This window comes from Streptomyces sp. NPDC104307 (assembly GCF_055584045.1).
Window position 1 is genome coordinate 42,800 of sequence record NZ_JBVJMU010000015.1, and the last position, 24,340, is coordinate 67,139.

Here is a 24,340-nt window from a genome sequence, read left to right on the forward strand (position 1 = left end):
AGTGAAAGGGTGGCGTAAAACTGGGGCGGCGTCAAACGACGCCGCCCCAGGGGTGCTTGTGGCCGCTCAGGACTCCGTGCGGCCGCTCAGGACTCCGTGCGGTACATCAGGTCCACCTCATGGGTGGTGAAGCCCATCCGCTCGTAGACCGTCACGGCCGCGGTGTTGTCCGCGTCGACGTAGAGCATCGCGGTCGGCAGCCCCTCTGCGGCGAGGTGGCGCAGCCCGATCGCGGTGAGCGCCTTGCCCAGGCCGCCGCCCTGCGCGTCGGGCCGGATGCCGACGACGTACACCTCGCCGAGCTGCTCCTCCGCGTGCACCTTCGTCCAGTGGAACCCGATCAGCTCGGCGCCGCCGTCATCGGTGGCGCGCTCCGCGAGGAAGAAGCCCTTCGGGTCGAACCAGGGCTCGGCCTTGCGGTCGTCGAGGTCCCGCTGGGTCAGCGAGCCCTGCTCGGGGTGGTGGGCGAAGGCGGCGCGGTTCACGGCCAGCCAGGCGGCGTCGTCCTGGCCGGGGACGAACGCGCGGACGGTGACGCCCGGCGGCAGCACCGGCTCCGCGATGTTCAGCGGGCTCAACGGGCGCCGCAGTTGCCGCAGCTCGCGGAAGAGGGAGAGACCGAGGACCTGCGCGAGGTGGCGCGCCCCGGACCTGCCGCCGTGCGCCCACACCCGCAGCCGCTTCCCGGTGGCGGCCAGCAGCGCCGCCCCGAGCGCCCGCCCGTGCCCGTGCCCGCGGTGCGAGGGGTGCACGACCAGCTCGGCGGCCGGCGCCTCCACGGGGTCGGTGTCCTCCAGCTGCGCGTACCCGACGAGCACGCCCCCGGCGGTCAGCAGGAAGTGCCGCACGCCTGCCCGGTGCCCGCCGCGCAACTGCAGCCGCCCCTGCTCGGACACGGCCTGCCGGCCATCGGACCTGGCCGCCTCCGCGAGCAGCGTGGACACGGCCTCCGCCTGCTCGGGGTCGAGGGCGTCGAGCGTCCGGATCTCGCGGCCGGGGGCGGGGAGGGGTACGTCAGTCGTCATGCGTACGAGCGTACGTGGCCCTTGGGCGGGGGCGGCGGGGTTCTCTGGCCTGGCGCCGCGCCTTGGGGTGCGGGGTTCCGTCCTCAATCGCCGGACGGGCTTTTGTGCGGGTCCCCCGCGTGTGCGGGTGCCCGCTCGTGCGGGGTGCGCCTGCCCGGTGGTGGGGGGGCGGTGCCCCTCCGGGGCGTCTCCTCAAAAATGGCGTGTTCACCCGGGTACGTGAGGGACCCGGGTCGTACGCCATTTTCTGCGGGGACTCCCCTGCACGTCCCCACCCCAGGCCCAGTCGCGTCTGCACACCGGCCGGAGTGCTGTCGCAGACGCACGGCGGCCGGGTTCGGGGGCGTGCAGGGGAGTCCCCGCAGAACGACGAACACAGACCCGGGTACGCAATGCGTACCCGCCGCACGTTCGTCGTTTGAGGAGACGCCCCGGAGGGACCCCGAACCCCCACCCACCGGGGCAGGCGCACCCGCGCAACGCGGAGCACCCGCACCCAAGCCCGTCCGGCGATTGAGGACGGAACCCCGCGCCCCGAGGCGCGGCGCCATATGGGTGAATGGCCCCGTTCCGATCGCGCGGCAACCAGTTCGTAACCCCGAACACCTGTCGCGCTACGCGCGTTGACTCTAGGCTGCGGCACGCAGTCTCCAGACTCGTCACCACTCTCAGACCTCCGCTGAACTCACAAGGGGACCGATGTCAGCGACACCGCAGAAGAACCGCGCGTCCCGGCGGGTGCTCGCCGCCGCGGCCGGCCTTGCCACCGTCGGAGCGCTCGTCGCGGCCATGCCGGCCGGCGCACAGGAGCGCGGGCACGGACATGAGCACGGGCACGGCAAGGGCCACGGCCATCACGCGCCGGACCGGACCGTGGACGTACAACTGCTGTCCTTCAACGACCTGCACGGCAACCTGGAGCCGCCGGCCGGCTCGGCCGGTACGGTCAACGAGACGCAGGCCGACGGCACGGTGAAGGCCGTACCGGCCGGCGGCGTGGAGTACCTCGCCTCCTCGCTGCGCACCGCGCGCAAGGGCCACCCGTACTCGATCACCGCGGCCGGCGGCGACATGGTGGGCGCGAGCCCGCTGCTGTCGGGGCTCTTCCACGACGAGCCGACCATCGAGGCGCTCAACAAGATCGACCTCGACGTGACGAGCGTCGGCAACCACGAGTTCGACGAGGGCGCCACGGAGCTGGCCCGCCTCCAGAACGGCGGCTGCCACCCGGTCGAGGGGTGCTACGAGAAGGGCAAGAAGTTCAAGGGTGCCGACTTCCCCTACCTCGCCGCCAACGTGACGAGCGAGAAGACCGGCAAGCCGATCCTCAAGCCGTACACGGTGTGGAAGAAGAACGGCGTGAAGGTCGGCTTCATCGGAGTGACCCTGGAGGGCACGCCGGACATCGTGACGGCCAACGGCGTCAAGGGGCTGAAGTTCCACGACGAGATCGAGACGGTCAACAAGTACGCCAAGGAGCTGGACCGGCAGGGCGTCAAGTCCATCGTCGCGCTGATCCACGAGGGCGGCGCCCCCGCCTCTTCGTCGTACAACTACGACTGCGACAGCCCGGGTGCCGGTGACGGCATCTCCGGGCCGATCACCGACATCGCCAAGGGCATCTCGCCGAAGGTCGACGCGCTGGTGACGGGCCACACCCACCAGGCGTACGTGTGCACCATCCCGGATCCGGCGGGCAACCCGCGCCTGGTCACCTCGGCCTCGTCGTTCGGCAAGCTGTACACGGACACGACGCTCACCTACGACCGCCGCACCAACGACATCGTGCGCACGGCGGTGAAGGGGTCGAAGACGCAGAAGCACCACCCGCGTCCCAAGCCCGCCAACCCGGTCTCCGCGAACCACATCGTGGACCGGGACCAGGCCCCGGCGAACGACCTGACGGCCCTCATCGCGCGCTGGAACACCCTCGCGGCGCCGATCGCGAACCGGCCGCAGGGTTACATCTCCGCCGACATCAACGGCCGAGGCTCCACGGCCCCGGAGAAGCCGCTCGGCAACCTGATCGCGGACGCGCAACTGGAGGGACTGGCCCCGGCGGACAAGGGCGGGGCGGTCGTCGCCTTCATGAACCCGGGCGGCATCCGCGCGGACCTGGTGTACAAGGCGTCGGGCAGTGAGGGCGACGGCGTGGTGACGTACGGCGAGTCGTTCACCGTGCAGCCGTTCACCAACATGATGAACGTCCTCGACCTGACCGGCGCGCAGCTCGTCAGCGCCCTCCAGCAGCAGGTCAGCGGCGCGAACGAGGCCAGCCCGAAGATCCTTCAGGTGTCGAAGGGCCTCACGTACACGCTGGACATGACGAAGTCGGGCGCGGACCGGGTGGTCACCGACACGATCAAGTTGAACGGCGAGGCGATCGACCCCGCCAAGACCTACCGCGTCGCGATGAACGAGTTCCTGGCGGGCGGCGGCGACGGCTTCGCGGCCCTCGGTGAGGGCACCAACAAGCTGGTCGGCGCCTCCGACCTGGACCTGTTCAACGACTACCTTTCCGCGCACTCCACGGCCGCCGCGCCCCTGGCCCCGCCGGCGACGGACCGGATCACGGTCGTTCAGTAGCTCCGGCGCGCGAGGGAGTCTCCCTCCGACCGGACAGGGTCCGAAAGACCGGCGGCCCGCCACGGGAAGTGGCGGGCCGCCGGCCTGTCAGGCCGGTCCAGGGACGAAGATCTCGTGTCCCCCGACTCGGCGCCACAGGACATGCGTCTCACCTGGACGGAGCTCATCTCCGTACTGCCAGGTGGCACGGCCGTCGGGCGCCCATGTCATCTCCATGACGGGGCGTGCGCCCTGCGGTACGGAGATGCCCTGAACCGGCTTGACCCGGAGCCCGGGTCGGAACTGCCCTCGCTCCACATCCGGGACGAACTTCTTCCGGATGACGTCTTCGAAGCGCTTTCGCTCCTCAGGCTTCAGAGACTTGAAATCGCGCTTGAAGTGGGCAGTCGTCTCGAAAGTCGGCAATCGGGCCTCCCGGTGCTGGACGTCATTCTTCGTCGAGGTGGGCGAACATGCTGTCCGCGTCCTCGTGGACGGCGGTGCGCCCGGCCGCGATGTCCTCGCTGGCCCCACGCTCCCCGTCCTGCCACTCCGGAGTCCAGAACCAGGCCTGGTCGGAGCGGATCTTGGTGAGCCCGTGCACCGTCACTTCGCCAGCGCTGGTGATCTCGAACTCAAGCTCGTCGCCCTGCTGCACCCCGAGGGCGGTGCGAATCGCTTTGGGCAGGGTGACCTGCCCGTTTGTACGCAGTGTGGCTGTGGCCGTCGTCAAAGTGATGACCTCCTACCTCTGTCGCCATCCCCGCCAATCTATCACGTAGAATCAAAAATTCGCACTCTGCGAAATTCACAATGTGAAGCTCTTTTTCGGCTCTGCGTCGGCGGCCCGCTCGCGGTGCTCGCCTGACTCTGTCCGGAACGGGTCCACCGGTGTCCGGATGTCCGGGGACGACCTCTTCCTGCCGTGACGTGCACCCGACATAATCCATGGGCCCGACCCGTACGCCACTACCACGCTGACCCCCCACGGCACCCCGGAGGCGTCCCCGCATGAGCCCGTACACAGCCAACCGCCGGAACTTCCTGGCCGGCGCACTGGCCGTTTCCGCCACCGCGGTCCTGGGCACGGCCCCCGCCCGCGCCTCGGCCCGCAGAGTCCTCACCAACCAGGACTGGATGAGCGGCATCGCGGACGCCACGGAGCTGCGACGGCTCACCATCCCCGGCTCGCACGACTCCGGCGCCCGCTACGGCGGGCCCTGGACGGAGTGCCAGAACACGACGATCGCGGAACAGCTGAACAGCGGGCTGCGCTTCCTCGACGTACGGTGCCGGATCACGGACGGGTCCTTCGCGATCCACCACGGAGCCTCGTACCAGAACCTGATGTTCGGTGATGTCCTGGGCGCCTGCTGGGACTTCCTGGCCGCGCGGCCCACCGAGACGGTACTGATGCGGGTCAAGCAGGAGTACTCGGAGGAGAGCGACGCGGCGTTCCGGGCGGTCTTCGACGACTACCTGGACGTCCGGGGCTGGCGGCCGCTGTTCCGCATCGATTCCGCGCTGCCCGCGCTGGGGGAGGCGCGCGGCAAGGTGGTGCTGCTGGCGGACAACGGGGGCCTGCCGGGCGTGCGTTACGCCGATCCGGACCTCTTCGACATCCAGGACGACTACATGGCGGAGCCGTTCGCCAAGTACCCGAAGATCGAGGCCCAGTTCCGCAAGGCGGCTCAGCAGCCGGGCAAGTTCTTCATGAACTACGTCTCGACCGCAGCTCTGCTTCCGGTCCGCTCGAACGCGGACCGGCTCAACCCGCAGGTCCAGTCGTTCCTGGACGGCTCGGAGGCGTCCGGCTGGACCGGCCTCGGCATCGTCCCGCTGGACTTCCCGGCGACCCGGTCCGGGCTGGTGGAGTCCCTGATCCGGCACAACCCGGCGTCCTGAGCCGCCGTTCCGGGTCATGGCGGGGAACCGGTGGCGTGTGCGGCCCGCTTGACGGCGTAGGCGCACAGCCGGGTTCCATAGAGGTCCAGGGCGTCGTCGGGATCGTCGTCGTAGTGGGCGGCGACCTCGTACCACCGGTCCCAGGCGTAGAGCCTGGCGTGGCGTCGGTCGCCCTCGGTACGCGCCGGCTCCTCGGACGGCCGGCTGTTCAGCCACCGCTGCCATTCCTGGTGCGCGGCGGGGTCCGCCGCGAGCCCCGCGTCCGCCCGGCGGGCCGTTTCGGCGCACCGGTCCCGGGCGAGCGCGGCGGTGACGTACGCGGCCGGTCGGGCGGGGCGCCATCCGGCGGCCATGCCGATGAGTTCGGCGGCGATGTCGTGGGCCTCCAGCCCCCGATCGATCAGCGGGCGCAGCGCGAAGGCCAGCCGGCGGAGGCCCTCGGGCTGGGTCCAGCGGACGAGCGGCCGCACCTGCCGGGCGATCCGGATGTCCCGGGCCACCTGCCACGGGCTCCGGCGCGAGCGGCTGCCGTCGTTCCGGGGCCTCCTGGGAGCAGCCGCCCTCGCGCGCGGCGCGCATGTGCGCGAGGTGTAGTTCAAGCACCCGTCCGGATCTGCCGTAGATACGTTGTGGTGCCGCCCAGAAGAATGGGGTGCACGGTGCGCCCAATCGCTTTCGCGTGCGGCCTCGTTGTCCACAGGGTGTGGATGCGGGCGGGCGGCGGTCCTCGCGGCGAGCGCCCGCCCCTCGTCCGTTACTCCGGTGACCCGGGCCCGGTACCCCCTGCCGGTGAGCCGGTGTCCCATCGCCTCGTCGTACGCGGCCGGGACCGTCGCCGCGTAGATCGTCGCCGTGGCCGTGTACGGGCGGCCCGGCAGCCGGAGGTTCCTCTTCGTGCCGTGCCGGTGCCAGGCCAGCGCGCCCAGCTCCCGTAACACCCGGACGTGACGTTTCACCGTCGCCGTCGACACCCCGCACCGGGTGGCGGTGCCTTGGAGGTCGTACAGGACGAGCCCCAGCCGGTAGTCCATCCGCGCGGCGAGATCCCGGGCCACGGTCCGCGTCGTCTCTGTCGCGCGCGGGTGCAGCCCGGCGCCGACCAACCACGTCACGGCGGGCAGCCATGCTCGTGGCCGGGTGTGCCGGGCAGCGGTCGAGTCGACCTCCTGCGAGCGGCGGTGGACGGGGGCCCATGCCGGAAGCGGGCATGGCGAAGGAGCGCGGCGCGAGGCCGCGCCGGTGGTGCGGCGCATGGTGGTCCGTCTGGGTAGGCGCAGACCGGGGGCGGCGGGCCGGATGCCCCGCCGCCCCCGCTTGTGGTGGGTGCCGGGGCGCTTACGCCCGGCCGTCGTCCGGGACGGGCCGCCCGAGCGCGAACCAGACGACCTTGCGTCCGGGGTGCTGCTCGCCTGCGGTGTTCGCTCCCCAGGCGAGAGCGAGGCTCTCCACGATCAGGAGGCCCCGCCCGCCGTCCTGTTCGGGACCGGCGCGTAGTGCGTGCAGGAGTTGCGGAGCGACGGGCCCGTCGTCCGTGACGGCGACGGTGACCCGCTGGTGGCTGACCGCGACGTGGACGCGGATCAGGGGTGTGGGGGTGTGCCGGTGGGCGTTGGTGACCACTTCGGTGACGCAGACCCGCGCGTCTTCGACCAGGTCGTGGAGTCTGCTGACGCCCAGCAGTGAGGTGACGAAGTCCCGCGCGAGCTTGGCCGCGCTGGCGGTGCTCGGCAGGGTGAGCCGGTACGTCTCACCGCCAAAGGGTTTGATCGGTAAGGGCTTTGTGACGCGATTGGTCATGTCGTTCTCCCCACACGGTCTTGTTCTCCGGGTGTCCGCGCCGCCCGCCGCCGCTGGGGCATGCCTCAACGCACGCTTGTGCGGCTGCACATCAGACCTGCCGACGTGTAGCGCGGTGTGGAACGACGATAGCGCGGCGTCGCACATGTCGTACCTTCTAGGACTACTTAGTAAACGAATGGATTACCGTGAGGACGCCAGTCACACTGTGATCCGATACGAGGAGGGGTCGATGCCACCGAGGAAGACGCCCACTGCACGGCAGTGCCGGGTGGGGATTGAACTGCGGAAGATGCGGCAGCAAGCGGGCCTTGCTCTTGCTGAGGCTGCGGCGTTGCTCGGCACGGATCGCACGACCATCAGCAATACGGAGTCCGGACGCTTCGGTGTGAGTGGCGAGCGGGTGCGTGCGTGGGCCGATGGCTACGGGTGTCCTGACGAGGTTTACGTTGCGGCGCTTCGCGCCATGGCTGAGGAGCGAGTGAAGGGCTGGTGGGAGGACTATCGCGGCGAGCTGGCCAGTGGTGCGCTGGACCTTGCTGAGTTGGAGCACCACGCTGTCGGTATTAGGTCCGTGCAGATCGTCAATCTGCCCGGTTTGCTCCAGGGCGAGGACTATGCACGAGCTGTGTTCGCTCAGGCTGTGCCGCAACCGAGCCCGGCTCGCAGGCGCCGCTGGCTTTCGCACCGCCTGAAGCGCCGCGATGTGCTCGACCGGGATAATCCGCCCGCATGCACGTTTCTGATTCATGAGGCGGCCTTGCGCATGGTGTACGGCAGCCCGGAGATCGCGCGGGCGCAGCTCAGCTATCTGCTGAGTGAGTCGGAGCGTGACAATGTCACGATCAGGGCGATCCCCTTCGCGGCGGGTGGCCTCCCGGAAACGGGCGGCTCGACTCAGTACGTCCACGGCCCAGTCCCGCAGCTCGACACGGTGCAGATGGACACGGCGACCGGACCGGTGTACTTGGACGCGGAGACGCGTCTTGTGAACTACCGGGCTGTGTTGGACCGGGTCGAGAACATGTCTCTCGACCCGCAGGAGTCGAGAGACTTCATTCGGAGAATCGCACAACAAGCATGAAGGCGTGAGAAGCATGGAAATCCAGTGGCGCAAGTCCACCAAGTCGTCAAGTGCTGAGGGCAACAACTGCCTGGAGTTGGCGGATGTCGGTGGCGAAATTCTGATGCGTGAGAGCGACAACCCCGACGTGGTCATTCGTACAAGCCGCGCGAAGTTGCGGGCGTTCCTGGGTGGCGCGAAGGCTGGCGAGTTCGATGATCTGGCATAGCTGATCGCGTCTCGTCCGTCTCGGGTGGCTCCCACCGGCGCAGGCTGGGGGCCGCCCGTTCTGCTGCCTGCTGCCTGCTGCGTGTGGCAGCCTCTTTGTCTCACTCGTTAGACGTAAAATACTTGATACGGAACCGCATCACGCGCTAACTTCATGACGTGCCGCCACGGAATGACTCCACTGGCGGCCAACTCCCTTGGCTTCTGCGCCAGTTGAGGGGTCACGGGCCCTCTCTGCTCGTCGCTCGTCACGCCGGTTGCGAGCAGGGAGGGCCCGTGGGTGAGCGTCAGGAGGCGACGTGTTGAGCGATTTCGAACCCGATAGCCCCGCCGCGCAAGGATTCTTATGCGAGCGGGTCACGTTCCGGACGATAGAGGCGGACGAGATCACCGAGATCCGCCGCACGTCCATCCCGAGGCCGGCCGAGGCGATCCGGCAGATCCGGGTGGACGTACGCTCGCTGGCCCCCGAGCTGCCGCCCCTGGAGCGGCACCGGGCCCTGAGCTGGGTCGACGGCGGAGGCTGCATCGGCGCTCTCGGGGCCCTGCACAGGGGCGAGCCCTGCGGGTTCTCGCTCAGTCATCGCGGTACGTGGATCGAGTGGACCGTACGTCCCGAGCTGGTTCTCCACATCGGCGGCTGAACCCGGCGCCCGGTGTAATCGGAGGGATCCGTATGGGCGCCGGAGCCGTACGTTCACGCGCGGAGGGCTGCGCACCCCGGAACCCGGCGGCTTACGACGCGGACGTGCGCGACCCGAAGGCGGGACCGAACACCACGAGCAGCGCCAAGTCCTCGGTCACGTCGACGAATCGGTGCTCTTCACCGGCCGGTACGAAGATCACCGCCCCGGGGCCGACGTCGGCCGTGCGGCCGGGTGTCATGATCTTGGCGCGTCCGGATGTGACGACGTAGATCTCGTCCTCTGTGTGAGGGCTCTGGGTGTCGAGCCCTCCGACCGGGATGCAGTAAGTGCCCACGGACAGATCTGACGTCCGCAACTGCTCAACCCAGTCGTTGCCCGCTTCGCCGGGACGCGTCCACATCCCGGCGCCCTCGATGATCTCCATGGCGCGAGCCTAGTGCTGCGCGCGGCGCCCCAACACCCCTGATCTGTCCGGTCCGGTTCAAGCAGCCCCCTGGGCCACCAGCCGAGGGCGACGGTCTGGGCACCGATCGGCGGGGTCGGGCGGCAGCGATCCGTGGAGGCTCCGTCCCGTCGGTGACGATGGTGAAAGATGAGGCACCGGAGCCCCGGCGTACGCGGTCAGGGGTGGCAGGCCGACTGGCCTGCCACCCCTGTGCGTGGTACTTCCTGATCAGACCTGGGAACCCGTCCGGCGGCGGCGGACGGTGAACATCGCCGCCGCGCCGAGCGCCACGGCCGCGCCGCCCAGGAGGCCGAGCTGCGGGGTGGCGGAGGAACCGGTGGAGGCGAGGCTGCCGCCGGTGGTCACGGGGGTGCTCGACGCCGTGCCCTGTGCGGACGGGCCGGAGCCGCCAGAGGCACCGGTGGTGCCCGTGCCCGTGGTGCCCGTGCCCGTGGTGCCGGTCGTGCCCGTACCCGTGGTGCCGGGGTCGGTCTTGCCGGGCTTCGGCTTCGCGGCCTTGAGGACCCCGAAGTCGTACATGGCGATGTCCGGGTTGCCCCCGCAGGAGCCGTTCTCGTTGGTGTAGTCGGCCGACACGAAGGCGGCGCCGTTGCCGGCCGGGGCCGACGCGTCGATGGTGAGGCGCAGCTTGATGTCGGCGTGGGCGCCGTCCTTCAGCGGGCCGATGGCGTCGATCAGGTGGTCGCCGCCGATGCTGTGCCACTTCGGGGACGACGCCGTGGACCACTGCAGGTGCAGAAGCTTGTCGGTCTCCTTGAGGCCGCTCTTGTCGGTGGCGTGCGTGAAGGCGAGGGCGGTGACGTCGTCCATGGTCTTGCCCGAGCGGTTGCTCACCCGGAGGGAGAGGGAGGTCGTCGTGCCGGCGGTGATCGAGTCCGGAACGCCGGTCAGGACGGTGGTGAGACCGGGCTCGCCCACGCAGTCCTGGTTCCCGTTCTCCTCTTCTTCCCGGGCCTTGGCCAGCGCGTCGTCGGCGGTGGTCTTGGCGTCCTTGGCCTCCGTCAGGGCCTTCTGCGTCACGGAGTAGGCGCGGAGCGCGGCGACCCTCGCGTCGTCGCGGGCCGTGTAGGCCGCGGTGGCCTTCGTGTCGGCGGCGGTCTTGTCGGCGGCGGCGGTCGCGGCGGTGGCCTCGGCCCCGGTGACGGCGGTCTGGGCCGCGGTCCGCTCCTCCTCCGTCGCCGTCTCGGGCAGCGCGGCGAGGGCGGCCTTCGCGTCGGTGACGGCCTGGTCGGCAGCGGTCTTGGCGGCGCCCGCGTCGTCCGCGGCCTTCTTGGCGACGTCGGCGGCCACGGCGAGGGGGGCGGTGTCGGACATCGCGTCCTCCACCACCTGGTAGGCGGCGGTCTTCGCGGCGAGGGCCTTGTCGTAGGCCTCCTGTGCCTCGGCCGCGGCCTTTTCGAGCTCTTCCAGTGTCGGCTTGGCCTGCGTCTGTGCCGTCGGCGAGGCGTCCGCGAACGCGGGGGTGACGGAGAGCAGTACGGCGGGTGTGGTCACGGCGACGGCCACGGCAGTGGCGAGAATGCGGCGAATCTTCACATGAGCCCTTGGGTCCGGATCCGAAAAGGAAAGAAATAGGAGTGAACGGCTGCCACAGCGGCTGGATCACGCGGGCGGCTGTGAAGATGCTATGGCCGTCGCTGGAGCCGGTGGCGTGCATTTTCCGGCGCTACGGGCCGGTCCGGGGCCCCTGGTCGCGGACAGACGTCATGAAAGGGCGCAGTTGCTCTCAGCTGGGTGCCTTTCGTTGTGACGAACGGCACATGACGCTGCCCCGGACCCTTGCTGAGCTGCGCGTTGCCTATCGCGACGTACAGCCGGGCCGCTCAGCTCCGCGGTGTCTCCGGTGGCGGCTGCGGGGCCCCCGGCAGCCGGATCGTGGCCACCGTGCCGTCGCCGTCGTCCGCCGGGCGCAGGCCGATTTCGCCGCCCGACTGCTGGACCGTACGGGCGACGATCGACAGGCCGAGGCCAGAGCCGGGGAGCTGGCGGGCGGAGGGGGAGCGCCAGAAGCGCTCGAAGACGTGGGGGAGTTCGTCGGCGGGGATACCCGGGCCCCGGTCGCGGACCGTCAGTTCGCCCCGGTGCAGGACCACGTCGATCGTGGAGCGCGGCGGGCTGAACTTCACCGCGTTGTCCAGGACGTTGACGACCGCCCGCTCCAGGGCCGCCGGTTCGGCCCGTACGTACCAGGGGGCCAGCTCCGCCGTGATGGTCAGCTCGGGGCCGCGCAGCCGGGCGCGTTCGAGGGCGGTGCGGGTGATGTCGTGCAGGGCCACCACCTGGAGCGGGCCGGGCTGGGCGGCGTCCGGGCGGGCCAGTTCCTGGAGGTCTCCGATGAGCGAGGCCAGCTCGGTCATCTGGGCCTTGACCGAGGACATCAGCGCCTTGCGGTCGTCCGGCGGGATCGCCCGGCCCGTCTCGTCGCTGCGGGCGAGCAGCTCCACGTTGGTGCGGAGAGAGGTGAGCGGGGTGCGCAGCTCGTGGCCCGCGTCCGCGATCAGCTGGGCCTGACGGTCCCGGGAGGTGGCGAGGGAAGCGGTCATCGAGTTGAAGGAGCGCGAGAGGCGCGCGATCTCGTCCTCGCCGTCGACCGGGATGCGGACGGTGAGGTCCTCGGTGCGGGCCACGTGCTCGACGGCCTCGGTGAGTTCGTCGACGGGGCGCAGCCCGGAGCGGGCGATCCAGAGTCCTGCGGCGCCCGCGCCGATGACGCCGATGCCGGAGACGAGGAGGAGGACCCAGGCGAGGGTGGAGAGGGGTTTGTCGATCTCGCTCAGCGGCCGGGCGACGGAGACGCCGAGACCGATCTCCGCAGGCGGCTGACCGAGCCCGCGCTGCACCGTCACCCGCACCGGGTAGGTGAAGACGCGCATCTTCACCCCGTCGGCATCGGTCTCGGAGTGGAGTGCCTCGCTCCGCTCGTGGTCGACGACCGCGAGGTCGGCCCCGGTCACCGGGAGCGCGGACGAGTCCGGGGCCGTGCAGGCCGTTCCCTGGGCGTCGATGAGCTGGACGGTGAAGCCCGTGTAGGGCTGGGTCGGCTGCTTGCTGATACCGGTGCAGTGCTGGTAGAGGCCGATCAGGTACTGGTTGTCGACCTTGGCGGCGCGCAGCGTCGCATCCGCCTGGTGCTCCAGCTGCGCCCGCGTCACGAACCAGCACGCCGCCGCCACAGCCGCGACCGCGACGGCGACCGCCACGGCGACCAGCAGCGCGAGCCGGGAGCGGAGCGGCAGGGTGCGGAAGCGGTGCAGGGGCCCCGTCACCCCTCGCCCCCGCCCGCCCGCAGCGCGTACCCGACACCCCGGACCGTGTGGACCAGGCGGGGTTCGCCGCCCGCCTCGGTCTTGCGGCGCAGGTACATCACGTACACGTCCAGCGAGTTGGAGCTCGGTTCGAAGTCGAAGCCCCAGACCGCCTTGAGGATCTGTTCGCGGGTCAGCACCTGGCGCGGGTGCGCGAGGAACATCTCCAGCAGGGTGAACTCGGTGCGGGTCAGCTCCACGCGGCGGGTGCCCCGGCTGACCTCGCGGGTGGCGAGGTCCATCCGGAGGTCCGCGAAGGCCAGCACGTTGTTGTCGGGAAGCTCGGCGCCCGAGGCGGCCGCGTACGAGCTGCGGCGCAGCAGGGCCCGGATGCGGGCGAACAGCTCGTCCAGCTCGAAGGGCTTGACCAGGTAGTCGTCGGCGCCCGCGTCGAGTCCGGTGACCCGGTCCCCGACGGTGTCGCGGGCGGTGAGCATCAGGATGGGTGTGGTGGTCCCGGTGGCCCGGATGCGGCGGGCGGCGGTCAGCCCGTCCATCCGGGGCATCTGGATGTCGAGGACGATGAGGTCGGGGGCGTACGACTCGGCCTTGGTGAGGGCGTCGAGACCGTCGACGGCGACCTCGGTGCCGTACCCCTCGAACGCGAGGCTGCGCTGCAGGGCCTCGCGCACGGCGGGCTCGTCGTCGACGATCAGGATGCGCTGCGGATCGTCTTCGGCGGGGCTCATCGCTGCTTCGTCCTCTTCTCGATCCGTACGGGGCGGGGCGCTGCCCTCCAGTTTCTCAGCCTCGCACGGCCCGGCTGCGGCGGCGCGGGTCAGGAGCTGTCGCCCGCCCGCAGGGTGTCCAGGTCGGCCTTGAGGGTGTTCACCGGGATGGCGAAACCGAGGCCGACGCTGCCCGCGCCGGAGCTGCCCGAGCCTTCGGCGGAACTCGCGGAGTACATCGCGGAGTTGATGCCGATGATCTCGCCGTTCATGTTGATCAGCGCGCCGCCGGAGTTGCCCGGGTTGAGCGAGGCGTCGGTCTGGAGCGCCTTGTACGTGGTGGTGGAGTCGCCGGTGTCGCCGTTGAACTGCTTGCCGCCGAACTCGAACGGCCACTGCTGCCCGCCGCCCTGGCCGCCCTGCCCCTGTCCCTGTCCCTGGCCCTGTCCCTGGTCCTGGCCGCTGTCACCCTCCTTGGCGACGGTGACGTCCCGGTCGAGCGCGGAGACGATGCCGCTGGTGACGGTGCCGGTGAGGCCCTCGGGCGAGCCGATCGCGACGACCTGGTCGCCGACGGCCACCTTGGAGGAGTCACCGAGCGTCGCCGTCTTCAGGCCACTCGCGCCCTGGAGTTTGATCAGCGCGAGGTCCTTGTCGGGGTCGGTCCCGACGACGTCCGCGGTGTACTTCTTGCCGGTGCTGAGCGTCACCTTGACCGAGGAGGACCCCGCGACGACGTGGTTGTTGGTGATGATCTCGCCGTCGGACGTGATGATCACACCGGAGCCGGTGGACTGGCCCGCGTTCGAGGTCGCGCTGATCTCGACGATGGTCGGTGACAGGGCGGCGGCCACCCCGGAGACGGTGCCCTTGCTGCTCTGCGAGACCGTGGTGCCCGGGATGACGCCGCCGCCGGTGGTGTTGGTGCCGTGGTCGGTCAGCTGCCCGATCACGGTGGCGGTGCCGCCGCCGATGATCGCCGCCGCGATGGCGACCGCCGCGAGCAGCGCGACCGGGCGGCGGGCCCGGCGCCGGGCCGCGGGCTGCTCGGGCGCCGACTGCTCGGGGGCGGGCCACACGGGGTGTCCGGAGTCCGGGCCCACCGGCTGCGCGGGCTGGTATGACGGCGGCGGCGGGTAGGCCGCGTCGCCGTTGCCGTACGAGGGGTACATCGGGTACTCGCCGCTCGGGCGCTGGCTCTCTGTCATGTCTAGAAGAGTGTCCAGCGAAGATGAGAGGAGCGTGAGTACGCCCTGAGAAGCCCGGCAGAACCTCGTATGCCCGATATAAGGACCGGCTCGTCGGCTCCTTGACGAGGTCCGGTTCCCCGGCTACTTGCCGGAACCGGTGTGGTAGCCGATCGGGTCGACGAAGACGTCGGGGGACGTACCACCGGAGGCGGGGACGGTGATCGTCAGGCCGTCGAGATTCGCGATCGCCGAGACCTTCTCGTTGGGCGGGGTGACGGAGAGCCTGGTGAAGGTCTTGCCGGATCCGTCGGTGGTCGGGAGGTAGCGCAGCAGGAAGCGGGTCTCCTCGCCGGGCCCGATGGTGACGGTGGACGGCTCGGCGTCGGTGCGGGCGGCGTCCGGACCGGTGTCGCCCAGACCGTCGGGGCCCACGAGCTGGACGCCCGGGAAGCCATGCATGCTGCACGTGGCGGAACCGGTGTTCTTCAGGTTGACGACCACCTGGTTCTTGACCCCCGTCGAGCCGGTGCTGAATGCCAGGTCATCGGTCCGGCACATGGAGCCGGAAGCCGACGTGCCGCCCTTGGCGGTGAGGTCGCTGCCCTTGCCGGAGCCGGTGGAGGAGGAGCCGGACTTGGACGAGGATGACCCCGATCCCGAGGCCGACTCCGAGGCCGACCCCGATCCCGAGTTCTCGGCCTCGGTGGAGCCGCTCGTGTCGGTGGAGCCGGTGTCCTGGCCGCCGGCGGAGCTGCTCGCCGAGCTGGACGCGCCGGTGTCGGCGGCAGCGCTCGATCCGTCGCCGCCGCCGCACGCGGTCAGCGAGAGGCCGGCAGCGGCGACGACGAGGGCGAGGGCGGAGATCTTCTTGACGCGCATCGGGACTCCTGAGAAGCGGTGGGGGGAACGCCCGTTCCGGCTGAGCGGGCGTTGTCGCTTCATAGGACATCTATCGTCGGGCGAGCCGTTGCGGCGACAGTTGGATCAAGACGCCGCTGTGACACACGGGTCGACGCCCCGTTACGTGAAAGCGGAGGTAGGCGGACAGAGCCCCCTGTCACCTGGCCTTCTTCAGCTGTTCCGGGCCGCCGGGGGCTCACCGCAGCCGCAGGAACGCCGGACCACCAGCGCCGAGGGGAACTGCTTCAGCCGCTCCCGCCGCGAGCCCGACACCCGGAGCGAGTCGTCGAGCACCAGGTCCACGGCCGCCCGTGCCATCGCCGGGCGGTCGGAGAAGACCGTGGTGAGCGGCGGATCGGTGAGCCCGGCCTCCTTCACGTCGTCGAAGCCCGCCACCGCCAGCTCGCCCGGCACGTCGATCCGCAGCTCGCGGGCGGCCCGCAGTACGCCGATGGCCTGGTCGTCCGTCGCGCAGAAGATCGCCGGGGGGCGGTCCGGGCCCGCGAGGAGCTCCAGCGCCACCAGGTAGGCGTCGTAACGGTTGTACGGGGCCTGGAAGAGCCGGCCCTCCGTCGTGCGGCCCGACTCGTGCATCGCCCGGCGCCAGCCCTCGACGTGGTCGGCCACCGGGTCACCGACCGCCGGGGTCGACTCGACGCCGCCGAGGCAGGCCACGTACGCGTTGCCGTGCTCCAGCAGGTGACGGGTGGCGAGCTGGGCGCCGCCGACGTCGTCCGTGACGACCGCGACGTCGTCGATCGCCTCCGGCCGCTCGTGCAGCAGCACGACCCGGGCGTCCCACGCTTCTATCTCCGCCGCCGCGCGCTCGCTGGGGCCCTGGCTGACAAGGATCAGCCCGGAGACCCGCATGCCGAGGAAGGCCCGCAGGTAGTGGACCTCGCGCTCGTCGCGGTAGTCGGAGTTGCCGACGAGCACCATTTTTCCGCGCTCGGCGGCGGCCTGTTCGACCGCGTGCGCCATCTCCGCGAAGAACGGCTGCCGCGCGTCCGGCACGATCATCCCTATGAGGTCGGTCCGCCGCGAGGCCATCGCCTGGGCGACCCGGTCGGGCCGGTAGCCCAGCTCCTTGATCGCGGCGAGTACCCGCTCGCGCGTGGCCGGGGCGACCGGCCTGGGTCCGTTGTTGATGACGTAGCTGACGACCGCGGTCGACGTCCCCGCCAGTCTCGCCACATCGTCCCGCGTCACCTTGGCCACGCGCGGCAGTCTACGCGGATATAACTACCTCTTGGCTGGCTGGACCGGGCCTTCTTCCGTTGCCTCGACAGCCTCCGGCTGCTCCGAACGGGTGAGGCTCTCGGAGGCCGTCCTCGCGGCCGCCGACTTGGCCTCCTCCGCGGCCCGTTCCACCTTCTCGGGTGCGACGAACCGGTAGCCCACGTTGCGGACGGTGCCGATCAGCGACTCGTGCTCGGGGCCGAGCTTGGCGCGCAGCCGCCGGACGTGTACGTCGACCGTCCGGGTGCCGCCGAAGTAGTCGTAGCCCCAGACCTCCTGGAGCAGCTGGGCGCGGGTGAAGACCCGTCCCGGGTGCTGCGCCAGGTACTTGATCAGTTCGAATTCCTTGAAGGTCAGGTCCAGGACCCGGCCCTTGAGCTTGGCGCTGTACGTCGCCTCGTCGATCGACAGATCGCCGTTGCGGATCTCCATCGGGGAGTCGTCGGAGGTGATCTGCTGCCGGCCGGTGGCCAGCCGCAGCCGCGCCTCGACCTCGGCGGGTCCCGCCGTGTCCAGCAGTACGTCATCGATTCCCCAGTCCGCGGTGACGGCCGCGAGGCCGCCCTCCGTGACGACGAGGATCAGCGGGCAGCCGGGTCCGGTGGACCGCAGCAGCTGACAGAGGGAGCGGACCTGGGGCAGGTCGCGCCGTCCGTCGATGAGGATGACGTCGGCACCCGGGGTGTCGACGAGAGCGGGGCCTTCGGCGGGCGCCACCCGCACGCTGTGGAGCAGAAGACCGAGGGCGGGAAGCACCTCCGTCGACGGTTGGAGGGCATTCGTCAGGAGCAGCAGTGAACTCATCGCCGCCCACCTGCCTGGGTCGTAGGTCGATGATCGTGCACGGTTGGCTCGCCCATTACGTCGGTCCTCCTCGTTCCCTGCGAGAGGGGCACTCCCGGGCCGGGCCCGGGGGAGTATGCGGCACTGCTTCGTACGCTTATTCGTGTTGTTCCGTACGACGTTTCGTCATACGGGTTTTACCGGTACGGCCCCGCGCCCAGGGCCGCTGAGCTTGTTGAAACGTCTCCGTAACAACGCGCGGAAAGCACAAAAGGACCCGGGGGCTGCATTGCCCGGATCCTCTTCCCAGCAGAATAGCCCACATGAGTTCTGTGTCCGAGGGGCGATTTCGGAGTTCCTCTGTTCCCTTGATCACGCGCCGGCCGTCGCGGACCACGTTGCGCGCCGATGACGGCGTCCTGATCGAGGCGGTGTACGACCCGTGTACGGCGGATGACGGCGCACTCGCGGGTGGGGACGACACCGGTACGGCGATCGTCGTCGCGCACGGTTTCACCGGTTCGGCGGACCGCCTCGCGGTGCGGCGTGCCGTGGAGGTGTTCTCCCAGCGTGCGGCCGTGATCACGTTCTCCTTCCGGGGGCACGGCGGCTCCGGCGGCCGGTCCACGGTGGGCGACCGTGAGGTGCTGGATCTGGCCGCCGCGGTGGACTGGGCGCGGTCGCTCGGACACCGGCGCGTCGTTACGGTCGGGTTCTCCATGGGCGGCTCCGTGGTGCTCCGGCACGGGGCGCTGTATACGGCTCCGGCGGCGGAGCGCGAGGGCGTCCGGTCCGTTCCGGCGCGCGGGGGGCGCACGGAAGCGCATTTGGGGGCGTACGCCGATGCGGTGGTGTCCGTGAGCTCCCCGGCGCGCTGGTACTACCGGGGCACGGCTCCGATGCGGCGCCTGCACTGGGTGGTGACCCGTCCCACGGGCCGGCTCGTCGGGCGGTACGGCTTCCGGACCCGGATCGCCCGCGACGACTGGGACCCGGTCCCGCTCTCCCCGGTCGCGGCGGTCCCGCTGATCGCCCCGGCCCCGTTGCTGATCGTGCACGGCGACCGGGACCCGTACTTCCCGCTCGACCACCCCCGGATGCTGGCGGAGGCGGCGGACGGGGCCGCCGAGCTGTGGCTGGAGCGCGGGATGGGGCACGCGGAGAACGCGGCGGACGCGGCGCTCCTCGGCCGCATCGCCGACTGGGCGGCGGACCGGTGACCCCGGTGCACGATGATGGACAGCCGAACCCGAGCCGACGCGAGACGAGAGGAGCCGCCGCCATGCCCGCGGGAACGATCCGTTACTGGGCAGCCGCCAAGGCCGCTGCCGGAACGGCGGAGGAGCCGTACACCGCCGCGACGCTCAAGGAGGCGCTCGACGCGGCACGCGTGCGGCACCCCGGTGAGCTGACCCGAGTGCTGCGAAGGTGCTCGTTCCTCATCGACGGTGACCCCGTCGGGACCCGGAGCCATGAGACCGTACGCCTTGCCGAGGGCGGCACGGTCGAGGTGCTCCCGCCGTTCGCAGGAGGGTGAACCGCAGAACATGAGCAGCAGCGATCAGCAGCATCCGTACCCGGACCAGCCGTACGGCCAGGAGCCGCAGCCTTACGGGAACCAGCCTTACGGGAACCAGCCGTACGGGAACCAGTCGTCCGGGGATCAGCCGTACGGGAGCCAGCCGTACGGGGATCAGCCGTATCCGGACCAGTCGTACGGGGCCCAGGGCTACCCGGACCCCGCTCACGGGCAGCAGCAGCCCTACGGTGAACCGTCCTACGGTCAGCAGGCCCCCTACGCGGGCGAAGCGGCCCCGTACGCAGCCCAGCCACCCCAGGCACCCCAGGCACCCCAGGCACCCCAGGCACCTCAGGGCACGTACGAGCCGCCGCAAGGCACGTACGAGCCGCCGCAGGCCGCGCCACAGCCGTACCGGGCCGCACACCCGACCCACCAGTCCGTGCAGCACGCGTACGAGCCCCAGCAGGCGCAGCAGCCCCAGCAGCCCCAGCAGACGCGGCAGCCGCAGCAGCCGTACGAGCCCCAGCAGGCACCTCAGGCTCAGCAGCCCTACCGGGATGCGCAGGCCGGGGAGCCGGCGGTCGCGCAGACCTGGCAGGGCCAGACCTGGGACACCCAGTACCAGCCCACCCTCCGCCCGGCGCAGCAGCCCGCGCAGCCCGTGCAGGCATCGCAGACAGCGCCGGGCGCCTCCGGCGCCTACCCGCTGCCGCCCGAGGTCCCGGCGGCGCCCGCGGCTCCCGAGCCGGTGGCCGCCGCCGTGGACGCCGCGCAGGGCGACGACGGCTACAGCGCGCCCACCACGCTGGGCAACAGCCGCGTCACGGACGCCCAGCGGGCCCGCGCCGAGGGCCGCTCCCCGATCATCGCGCCCGGGATGCAGCCGGCCGCGATCACCGCCGGGCTCGGGCTGCTGCTCGCGCTCGGTGCGGCCATCGGCTCGTACGCCCTGGTCGTACCGCTGGTGCTGCTCCAGGCGGTGACCGCGGCCGGATGGTTCCGGCTGAACGGCATGTGGCCGGCCCGGCAGGGCATCGCGCTCGCGTTCGCCGGCGGCCTCGTCGCCGATGTGGCGCTGCTGGCCGCAGGCCGGGAGAACGGTCCGGCCGCGATCCTCGGCACGCTCGGCGTCTGGGTGCTGCTCACCGTCGTCCTCCAGCTGCGCAGCCGGGCGGGCGCCGACGAGCGGATGGAGGGGCTGATGGCCACCGTCGCCTCTGCCGCGCTCGCGGTCCTGGCCGCCGGGCACCTCGCGGCGGTCCCGGACGCGGTGACGGTCGGCGGGGTCGCGGTGGCCCTCGCGGTGCTCGCTCGGGCGCTTCCGCTGCCGGGGCCGGCCTCCGTGGTGGCGGCGCTGCTCGTCGCGGCGGCCGCGGGCGGGGCGGCGGGAGCCGTCACGGACCTGGGGGCGAAGGGTGCGCTGCTCGGCCTGGCCGCCGGTGGTTGCGCGCTGATCGGGCTGCGGGTGGCCAGCTACGACTACCCGTCGCGCTTCGTGCACATGACCGCCGGAGTGGCGCTGCCGCTCACCGCGGCCGCGCCCGCCGTGTACCTGATCGGCCGCGCGATCTCGTAACCCTGCGCACCTTGCGTCCCTCGCGTCACAGAGATGCCGAAGCCCTCCACGGGGAACCGATGGGGGGCTTCCGCTCGTCGATCACCCGGAGCGTGACGTGCGGCCGCAGTAGGCTCACGGTCGCCGAGCCGTCCGAACGGGCGCGGGCGGGGGAGGACAAGGCATGCGTGCACTGCGAATACTGCTGGTCATAGTGGTGATTCTGGCCGGAGTGTTCATCGCCATCGACCGCGCGGCGGTGTATTTCGCCGAATCGCAGGTCGCGGAGCGGGTGCGGGTGCCCGGGGCGGAGATCGGCTCGACGGACGTCTCGATCAAGGGCTTTCCGTTCCTGACGCAGCTCGCCGGCTCCGAGCTCGACGAGGTCGACGTGAAGATCACCGGACTGGAGACCAGTGCGAACGGCCGCACGCTCCGGATCAGCGAGATGAACGCCGACCTGCACCAGGTCCGGCTGACCGACGGTTTCTCCGGCGCGGTCGCCGCACGGGCGGGCGGGACGGCCGTGGTGTCGTACGCGGACCTCACCAAGGCGGCCAGCGCGGACGTCGCGGTCGCGTACGGCGGCAACGGCAAGGTGAAGGTGACCGGCACGGTCCAGGTCCCCGGTCTCGGCCAGGAGATCTCGCGCAGCGTGCTGTCCAGCGTCACCCTGGTCGACGGCCACACCGTGCGGGTGCACGCCGACAAGGTGCCGGGCGAGGGCATCCCCGGGCTGGAGGGCCTGGTGCGCAAGAAGACCGACTTCGAGCGCGAGATCGGCGGGCTGCCCAAGGGCCTCAAGCTGGAGAAGATCCAGCCGACCGCAGAGGGCCTGGAGATCTCGGTGACCGGCACTGAGGTCACGCTCGCCGGCTGACTCCGGCGGCGAGCCGCAGGCCGATAAGGGGCCTGCGCCACATACTGAGACGGCTGCGTCCGTTCCGCAGATGCCTGGCGGGCGCGGCGTCCCCGGGATCGGTCGCGGAGCAGGCGTGAACGCCCTCTCGTCTCACCCTGCGGACGATCGCGTCTCAATGGGCGACACGACGGTGACATGTCTGCCCGTACGTCCCTACGATCGGTCCCATGCAGTGCTCTATTAGCGGTCTCCCACAGCGGGGACGGGCGGATCTCACGAAGCGGCGGGCAGTGGACCTGTGCCGCGTCGCCGCCATGCTCTGTCGCACTGTCTGAGCGGGAGCGTCGACTTCCCGCATTCCCGGCCTTCCGACCTTTCGTCGGGGCCATCCCGATGCCTCTGTGCACGTGCCGAATTCCGCGCTCCGTACATCCGCATCCCGCACCGACTCGCATCATCTCGCCGCAGACTGCCCCGGAGGAGAACACAATGAGCCGCAGTGACGTCCTGGTAGACGCCGACTGGGTCGAGGCCCACATCGACGACCCGAAGGTTGCCATCGTCGAGGTCGACGAGGACACCGCCGCGTACGAGAAGAACCACATCAAGAACGCGATCCGGATCGACTGGACCAAGGACCTCCAGGACCCGGTCCGCCGTGACTTCATCGACCAGGCGGGCTTCGAGGAGCTGCTGTCCGGCAAGGGCATCGGCAACGACACCACGGTCGTCCTGTACGGCGGCAACAACAACTGGTTCGCGTCCTACGCGTTCTGGTACTTCAAGCTCTACGGCCACAGCGACGTCCGCCTGCTCGACGGCGGCCGCAAGAAGTGGGAGCTCGACTCCCGCGACCTGGTGGACGGCGACCAGATCCCGTCCCGCCCGGCCACCCAGTACAAGGCCAAGCCGCAGGACGAGTCGATCCGCGCCTACCGCGACGACGTCGTGAAGGCGATCGGCACCCAGAACCTGGTCGACGTGCGTTCGCCCGACGAGTTCAGCGGCAAGCTGCTCGCCCCGGCCCACCTCCCGCAGGAGCAGTCGCAGCGCCCCGGCCACGTGCCGAGCGCCCGCAACATCCCGTGGTCGAAGAACGCCAACGACGACGGCACCTTCAAGTCGGACGACGAGCTCAAGGCCCTCTACGAGGCCGAGCAGGTCGACCTGGCGAAGGACACCATCGCGTACTGCCGCATCGGTGAGCGCTCCGCGCTCACCTGGTTCGTGCTGCACCAGCTCCTCGGCCAGGAGAACGTCAAGAACTACGACGGTTCGTGGACCGAGTACGGCTCCCTGGTGGGCGTGCCGATCGAGCTCGGCGCCAACAAGTAACTCCGCACCACCCGGACCGGCACGACCCCCGACCAGAAGGACAGAACACCATGTGTGGAGCAAAGGCCGGCGGCCCCGACGCTTCGACGATCAAGCCCGGTGAGACCACCATCCAGGGCAGCGTGACCCGCGACGGCGAGCCCGTCACCGGCTACGTCCGCCTGCTGGACTCGACCGGCGAGTTCACCGCGGAGGTCCCGACCTCCGCGACCGGACAGTTCCGCTTCTACGCGGCAGAGGGCACCTGGACGCTGCGCGCGCTCGTCCCGGGCGGCAGCGCCGACCGCACGGTCGTGGCACAGACAGGCGGCCTCTCCGAGGTGGCCATCGCGGTCTAGCACCAGGCACGGCGGACCGGCCGAAGGGCCGTACCCCAGGGCGTTGGACGCCCTGTCGAACCGGGGTACGGCCCTTTGTGGCGTCCGGGTGAAGGTGCCTGCTCTCCAGGACCGGCTGGGCGGGCGAATCAGGCCTACGCTGGACTTATGTACGCCCGACGCCGTCGCGCATATTTCCTGATGATGGGCGGATGTCTCGTCCTCTTCGTCTCGTCCTGGGCCTTCGTGCGGCTCTGGTCGATTCCCGCCGCCATCAGCATGTGCGTGATCGCCATGGTCATCCCGCCCGTCGCGGCGATCGTGGCCAACCGGAAGGGCCCGGAGGACCGCTGGTGGGACGACCCGCCCCCGGACCCCCGGCAGCGGACGGACGAGCAGCGCACGGACGAGCAGCGCAGGAACGAGCAGCGCACGAACAGGCAGCGCACGGACAAGAAGAACCCCGCCGGCCCCGCCAACTCCTCCGGCCCCGCCAACCCCACCGGTGACCCGGAGTCCGACGAGTGGTGGGACGAGCTGGACGGCAGGAAGCGCCGCCGCTGACCCGTTCCACCCGCGACCGGCTCCGTCAGTAGACGAGGGCCTGTACGCCGTCCGCCATGATCTCGCTGACGAAGACCTGGGCCCCGGCGATCCGTACCCCGTCCAGGACGTCCTGCTCGGTGATGTCGCGCCGGGCCGCGCACTGGGTGCAGAGGGTGATCAGGCCGCCCGCCTGGATCGACTCGATCAGATCCGGCAGCGGCGCCGAATGCGGCAGTTCGAACTCCGCGGCCCGCCCCGGCAGGGCGAACCACGCCGACTCCCCGGTCAGCCAGAGCGAGACCTCCACGCCGCTGGCGACGGCGACCGCCGCAACCGTGAACGCCTGCGAGCAGCGCTCGGCGGAGTCGGCACCTGCGGTCACCTTGATCACGAGCTTCTTCGGCATATGCGGAACTGTAATC

Annotated in this window: 25 protein-coding genes and 1 pseudogene; 13 read left to right on the forward strand and 13 right to left on the reverse strand. The window is 70.6% G+C overall.

Annotated features, from left to right (window positions below):
* Window positions 1-86: 86 nt before the first annotated feature.
* The gene (gene mshD, locus ACZ601_RS29525; protein ID WP_469543648.1) at window positions 87-1,025 is read right to left on the reverse strand and encodes a mycothiol synthase; all 939 of its coding nucleotides are present in this window, start codon (window positions 1,023-1,025) and stop codon (window positions 87-89) included.
* Window positions 1,026-1,724: 699 nt separating this feature from the next.
* Between mshD and ACZ601_RS29530 the strand changes: the two genes are divergently transcribed.
* On the forward strand, window positions 1,725-3,611 hold the full coding sequence (locus ACZ601_RS29530) for a bifunctional metallophosphatase/5'-nucleotidase (RefSeq protein WP_469543651.1): 1,887 nt from the start codon (window positions 1,725-1,727) through the stop codon (window positions 3,609-3,611).
* A 427-nt stretch (window positions 3,612-4,038) separates the two neighbouring features.
* Here ACZ601_RS29530 and ACZ601_RS29535 read toward each other — a convergent pair whose 3' ends face one another.
* Entirely contained in the window at window positions 4,039-4,323 is a 285-nt protein-coding gene (locus ACZ601_RS29535; protein WP_440579362.1) for an AbrB/MazE/SpoVT family DNA-binding domain-containing protein, read from the reverse strand.
* Window positions 4,324-4,601: 278 nt separating this feature from the next.
* Between ACZ601_RS29535 and ACZ601_RS29540 the strand changes: the two genes are divergently transcribed.
* Window positions 4,602-5,495, forward strand: a complete 894-nt coding sequence (locus tag ACZ601_RS29540; RefSeq protein ID WP_469543655.1) for a phosphatidylinositol-specific phospholipase C — start codon at window positions 4,602-4,604, stop codon at window positions 5,493-5,495.
* Window positions 5,496-5,509: 14 nt separating this feature from the next.
* Here the strand turns inward: ACZ601_RS29540 and ACZ601_RS29545 are convergent, their stop codons facing one another.
* Window positions 5,510-6,607: a cell wall protein gene (locus ACZ601_RS29545; protein ID WP_469543658.1), complete on the reverse strand. Its 1,098-nt coding sequence runs from the start codon at window positions 6,605-6,607 to the stop codon at window positions 5,510-5,512.
* Window positions 6,608-6,830: 223 nt separating this feature from the next.
* Window positions 6,831-7,292: an ATP-binding protein gene (locus ACZ601_RS29550; RefSeq protein WP_469543661.1), complete on the reverse strand. Its 462-nt coding sequence runs from the start codon at window positions 7,290-7,292 to the stop codon at window positions 6,831-6,833.
* Window positions 7,293-7,524: 232 nt separating this feature from the next.
* Here ACZ601_RS29550 and ACZ601_RS29555 point away from each other — a divergent pair, with 232 nt between their 5' ends.
* The 3 genes from ACZ601_RS29555 to ACZ601_RS29565 all read left to right on the forward strand — a co-directional run bounded on the left by ACZ601_RS29555 (window position 7,525) and on the right by ACZ601_RS29565 (window position 9,227).
* Window positions 7,525-8,376, forward strand: a complete 852-nt coding sequence (locus tag ACZ601_RS29555) for a DUF5753 domain-containing protein (RefSeq protein WP_469543664.1) — start codon at window positions 7,525-7,527, stop codon at window positions 8,374-8,376.
* 13 nt (window positions 8,377-8,389) lie between these two features.
* Entirely contained in the window at window positions 8,390-8,584 is a 195-nt protein-coding gene (locus tag ACZ601_RS29560; protein WP_469543667.1) for a DUF397 domain-containing protein, read from the forward strand.
* A gap of 301 nt (window positions 8,585-8,885) precedes the next feature.
* Window positions 8,886-9,227 (forward strand): hypothetical protein, encoded by a 342-nt coding sequence (locus ACZ601_RS29565; RefSeq protein ID WP_469543670.1) that lies wholly within the window; start codon window positions 8,886-8,888, stop codon window positions 9,225-9,227.
* A 91-nt stretch (window positions 9,228-9,318) separates the two neighbouring features.
* Here ACZ601_RS29565 and ACZ601_RS29570 read toward each other — a convergent pair whose 3' ends face one another.
* The 8 genes from ACZ601_RS29570 to ACZ601_RS29605 form a co-directional block, all read right to left on the reverse strand.
* Window positions 9,319-9,654, reverse strand: a complete 336-nt coding sequence (locus tag ACZ601_RS29570) for a cupin domain-containing protein (RefSeq protein WP_469543672.1) — start codon at window positions 9,652-9,654, stop codon at window positions 9,319-9,321.
* A gap of 249 nt (window positions 9,655-9,903) precedes the next feature.
* Window positions 9,904-11,232 carry an LPXTG cell wall anchor domain-containing protein gene (locus ACZ601_RS29575; RefSeq protein WP_469543675.1) on the reverse strand — a complete coding sequence of 443 codons (1,329 nt, stop codon included), beginning with the start codon at window positions 11,230-11,232 and terminating at the stop codon, window positions 9,904-9,906.
* 287 nt (window positions 11,233-11,519) lie between these two features.
* The gene (locus ACZ601_RS29580; RefSeq protein WP_469543678.1) at window positions 11,520-12,962 is read right to left on the reverse strand and encodes a sensor histidine kinase; all 1,443 of its coding nucleotides are present in this window, start codon (window positions 12,960-12,962) and stop codon (window positions 11,520-11,522) included.
* Window positions 12,959-13,690, reverse strand: coding sequence for a response regulator transcription factor (locus ACZ601_RS29585; RefSeq protein ID WP_440576887.1), 732 nt, complete (start codon window positions 13,688-13,690; stop codon window positions 12,959-12,961). The genes ACZ601_RS29580 and ACZ601_RS29585 overlap by 4 nt, the downstream gene beginning before the upstream one ends.
* An 89-nt stretch (window positions 13,691-13,779) precedes the next feature.
* The gene (locus tag ACZ601_RS29590; protein WP_469543682.1) at window positions 13,780-14,877 is read right to left on the reverse strand and encodes a S1C family serine protease; all 1,098 of its coding nucleotides are present in this window, start codon (window positions 14,875-14,877) and stop codon (window positions 13,780-13,782) included.
* 123 nt (window positions 14,878-15,000) lie between these two features.
* Complete coding sequence (locus ACZ601_RS29595; RefSeq protein WP_469543685.1) at window positions 15,001-15,738, reverse strand: DUF4232 domain-containing protein; 738 nt, start codon at window positions 15,736-15,738, stop codon at window positions 15,001-15,003.
* Between the two features lie 192 nt (window positions 15,739-15,930).
* Complete coding sequence (locus tag ACZ601_RS29600) at window positions 15,931-16,977, reverse strand: LacI family DNA-binding transcriptional regulator (protein ID WP_440576890.1); 1,047 nt, start codon at window positions 16,975-16,977, stop codon at window positions 15,931-15,933.
* A gap of 24 nt (window positions 16,978-17,001) precedes the next feature.
* Complete coding sequence (locus ACZ601_RS29605; RefSeq protein WP_469543689.1) at window positions 17,002-17,802, reverse strand: response regulator transcription factor; 801 nt, start codon at window positions 17,800-17,802, stop codon at window positions 17,002-17,004.
* 302 nt (window positions 17,803-18,104) lie between these two features.
* Here ACZ601_RS29605 and ACZ601_RS29610 point away from each other — a divergent pair, with 302 nt between their 5' ends.
* The 8 genes and pseudogenes from ACZ601_RS29610 to ACZ601_RS29645 form a co-directional block, all read left to right on the forward strand.
* Window positions 18,105-19,001, forward strand: coding sequence for an alpha/beta hydrolase family protein (locus ACZ601_RS29610; RefSeq protein WP_469543692.1), 897 nt, complete (start codon window positions 18,105-18,107; stop codon window positions 18,999-19,001).
* Between the two features lie 62 nt (window positions 19,002-19,063).
* Entirely contained in the window at window positions 19,064-19,318 is a 255-nt protein-coding gene (locus ACZ601_RS29615; protein ID WP_440576893.1) for a MoaD/ThiS family protein, read from the forward strand.
* A 10-nt stretch (window positions 19,319-19,328) separates the two neighbouring features.
* Entirely contained in the window at window positions 19,329-20,879 is a 1,551-nt protein-coding gene (locus ACZ601_RS29620; RefSeq protein ID WP_469543695.1) for a hypothetical protein, read from the forward strand.
* Between the two features lie 163 nt (window positions 20,880-21,042).
* The gene (locus tag ACZ601_RS29625) at window positions 21,043-21,738 is read left to right on the forward strand and encodes an LmeA family phospholipid-binding protein (protein ID WP_469543698.1); all 696 of its coding nucleotides are present in this window, start codon (window positions 21,043-21,045) and stop codon (window positions 21,736-21,738) included.
* Window positions 21,739-21,947: 209 nt separating this feature from the next.
* Window positions 21,948-22,055: a putative leader peptide gene (locus tag ACZ601_RS29630; protein WP_353962123.1), complete on the forward strand. Its 108-nt coding sequence runs from the start codon at window positions 21,948-21,950 to the stop codon at window positions 22,053-22,055.
* 154 nt (window positions 22,056-22,209) lie between these two features.
* Window positions 22,210-23,055 (forward strand): sulfurtransferase, encoded by an 846-nt coding sequence (locus tag ACZ601_RS29635; protein WP_440576896.1) that lies wholly within the window; start codon window positions 22,210-22,212, stop codon window positions 23,053-23,055.
* Window positions 23,056-23,105: 50 nt separating this feature from the next.
* Window positions 23,106-23,393 (forward strand): DUF1416 domain-containing protein, encoded by a 288-nt coding sequence (locus tag ACZ601_RS29640; RefSeq protein WP_018490348.1) that lies wholly within the window; start codon window positions 23,106-23,108, stop codon window positions 23,391-23,393.
* 147 nt (window positions 23,394-23,540) lie between these two features.
* Window positions 23,541-23,738 (forward strand): annotated as a pseudogene (locus ACZ601_RS29645) (DUF3099 domain-containing protein); the annotation flags it as partial.
* A gap of 223 nt (window positions 23,739-23,961) precedes the next feature.
* On the opposite strand, the gene ACZ601_RS29650 reads toward ACZ601_RS29645, so the two are convergent.
* Window positions 23,962-24,324, reverse strand: coding sequence for a DsrE family protein (locus ACZ601_RS29650; protein WP_024489658.1), 363 nt, complete (start codon window positions 24,322-24,324; stop codon window positions 23,962-23,964).
* Between the last annotated feature and the right edge of the window lie 16 nt (window positions 24,325-24,340).

Bases quoted from the DNA above. Each gene is read 5' to 3' on its own strand.
- ACZ601_RS29570 (WP_469543672.1), bottom strand. From the start codon at position 9,654: ATGGAGATCATCGAGGGCGCCGGGATGTGGACGCGTCCCGGCGAAGCG.
- ACZ601_RS29550 (WP_469543661.1), bottom strand. From the start codon at position 7,292: ATGACCAATCGCGTCACAAAGCCCTTACCGATCAAACCCTTTGGCGGT.
- ACZ601_RS29630 (WP_353962123.1), top strand. From the start codon at position 21,948: ATGCAGTGCTCTATTAGCGGTCTCCCACAGCGGGGACGGGCGGATCTC.
- ACZ601_RS29540 (WP_469543655.1), top strand. From the start codon at position 4,602: ATGAGCCCGTACACAGCCAACCGCCGGAACTTCCTGGCCGGCGCACTG.
- mshD (WP_469543648.1), bottom strand. From the start codon at position 1,025: ATGACGACTGACGTACCCCTCCCCGCCCCCGGCCGCGAGATCCGGACG.
- ACZ601_RS29590 (WP_469543682.1), bottom strand. From the start codon at position 14,877: ATGACAGAGAGCCAGCGCCCGAGCGGCGAGTACCCGATGTACCCCTCG.
- ACZ601_RS29615 (WP_440576893.1), top strand. From the start codon at position 19,064: ATGCCCGCGGGAACGATCCGTTACTGGGCAGCCGCCAAGGCCGCTGCC.
- ACZ601_RS29560 (WP_469543667.1), top strand. From the start codon at position 8,390: ATGGAAATCCAGTGGCGCAAGTCCACCAAGTCGTCAAGTGCTGAGGGC.
- ACZ601_RS29555 (WP_469543664.1), top strand. From the start codon at position 7,525: ATGCCACCGAGGAAGACGCCCACTGCACGGCAGTGCCGGGTGGGGATT.
- ACZ601_RS29605 (WP_469543689.1), bottom strand. From the start codon at position 17,802: ATGAGTTCACTGCTGCTCCTGACGAATGCCCTCCAACCGTCGACGGAG.
- ACZ601_RS29610 (WP_469543692.1), top strand. From the start codon at position 18,105: ATGAGTTCTGTGTCCGAGGGGCGATTTCGGAGTTCCTCTGTTCCCTTG.
- ACZ601_RS29640 (WP_018490348.1), top strand. From the start codon at position 23,106: ATGTGTGGAGCAAAGGCCGGCGGCCCCGACGCTTCGACGATCAAGCCC.
- ACZ601_RS29595 (WP_469543685.1), bottom strand. From the start codon at position 15,738: ATGCGCGTCAAGAAGATCTCCGCCCTCGCCCTCGTCGTCGCCGCTGCC.
- ACZ601_RS29650 (WP_024489658.1), bottom strand. From the start codon at position 24,324: ATGCCGAAGAAGCTCGTGATCAAGGTGACCGCAGGTGCCGACTCCGCC.
- ACZ601_RS29585 (WP_440576887.1), bottom strand. From the start codon at position 13,690: ATGAGCCCCGCCGAAGACGATCCGCAGCGCATCCTGATCGTCGACGAC.
- ACZ601_RS29635 (WP_440576896.1), top strand. From the start codon at position 22,210: ATGAGCCGCAGTGACGTCCTGGTAGACGCCGACTGGGTCGAGGCCCAC.
- ACZ601_RS29620 (WP_469543695.1), top strand. From the start codon at position 19,329: ATGAGCAGCAGCGATCAGCAGCATCCGTACCCGGACCAGCCGTACGGC.
- ACZ601_RS29625 (WP_469543698.1), top strand. From the start codon at position 21,043: ATGCGTGCACTGCGAATACTGCTGGTCATAGTGGTGATTCTGGCCGGA.
- ACZ601_RS29530 (WP_469543651.1), top strand. From the start codon at position 1,725: ATGTCAGCGACACCGCAGAAGAACCGCGCGTCCCGGCGGGTGCTCGCC.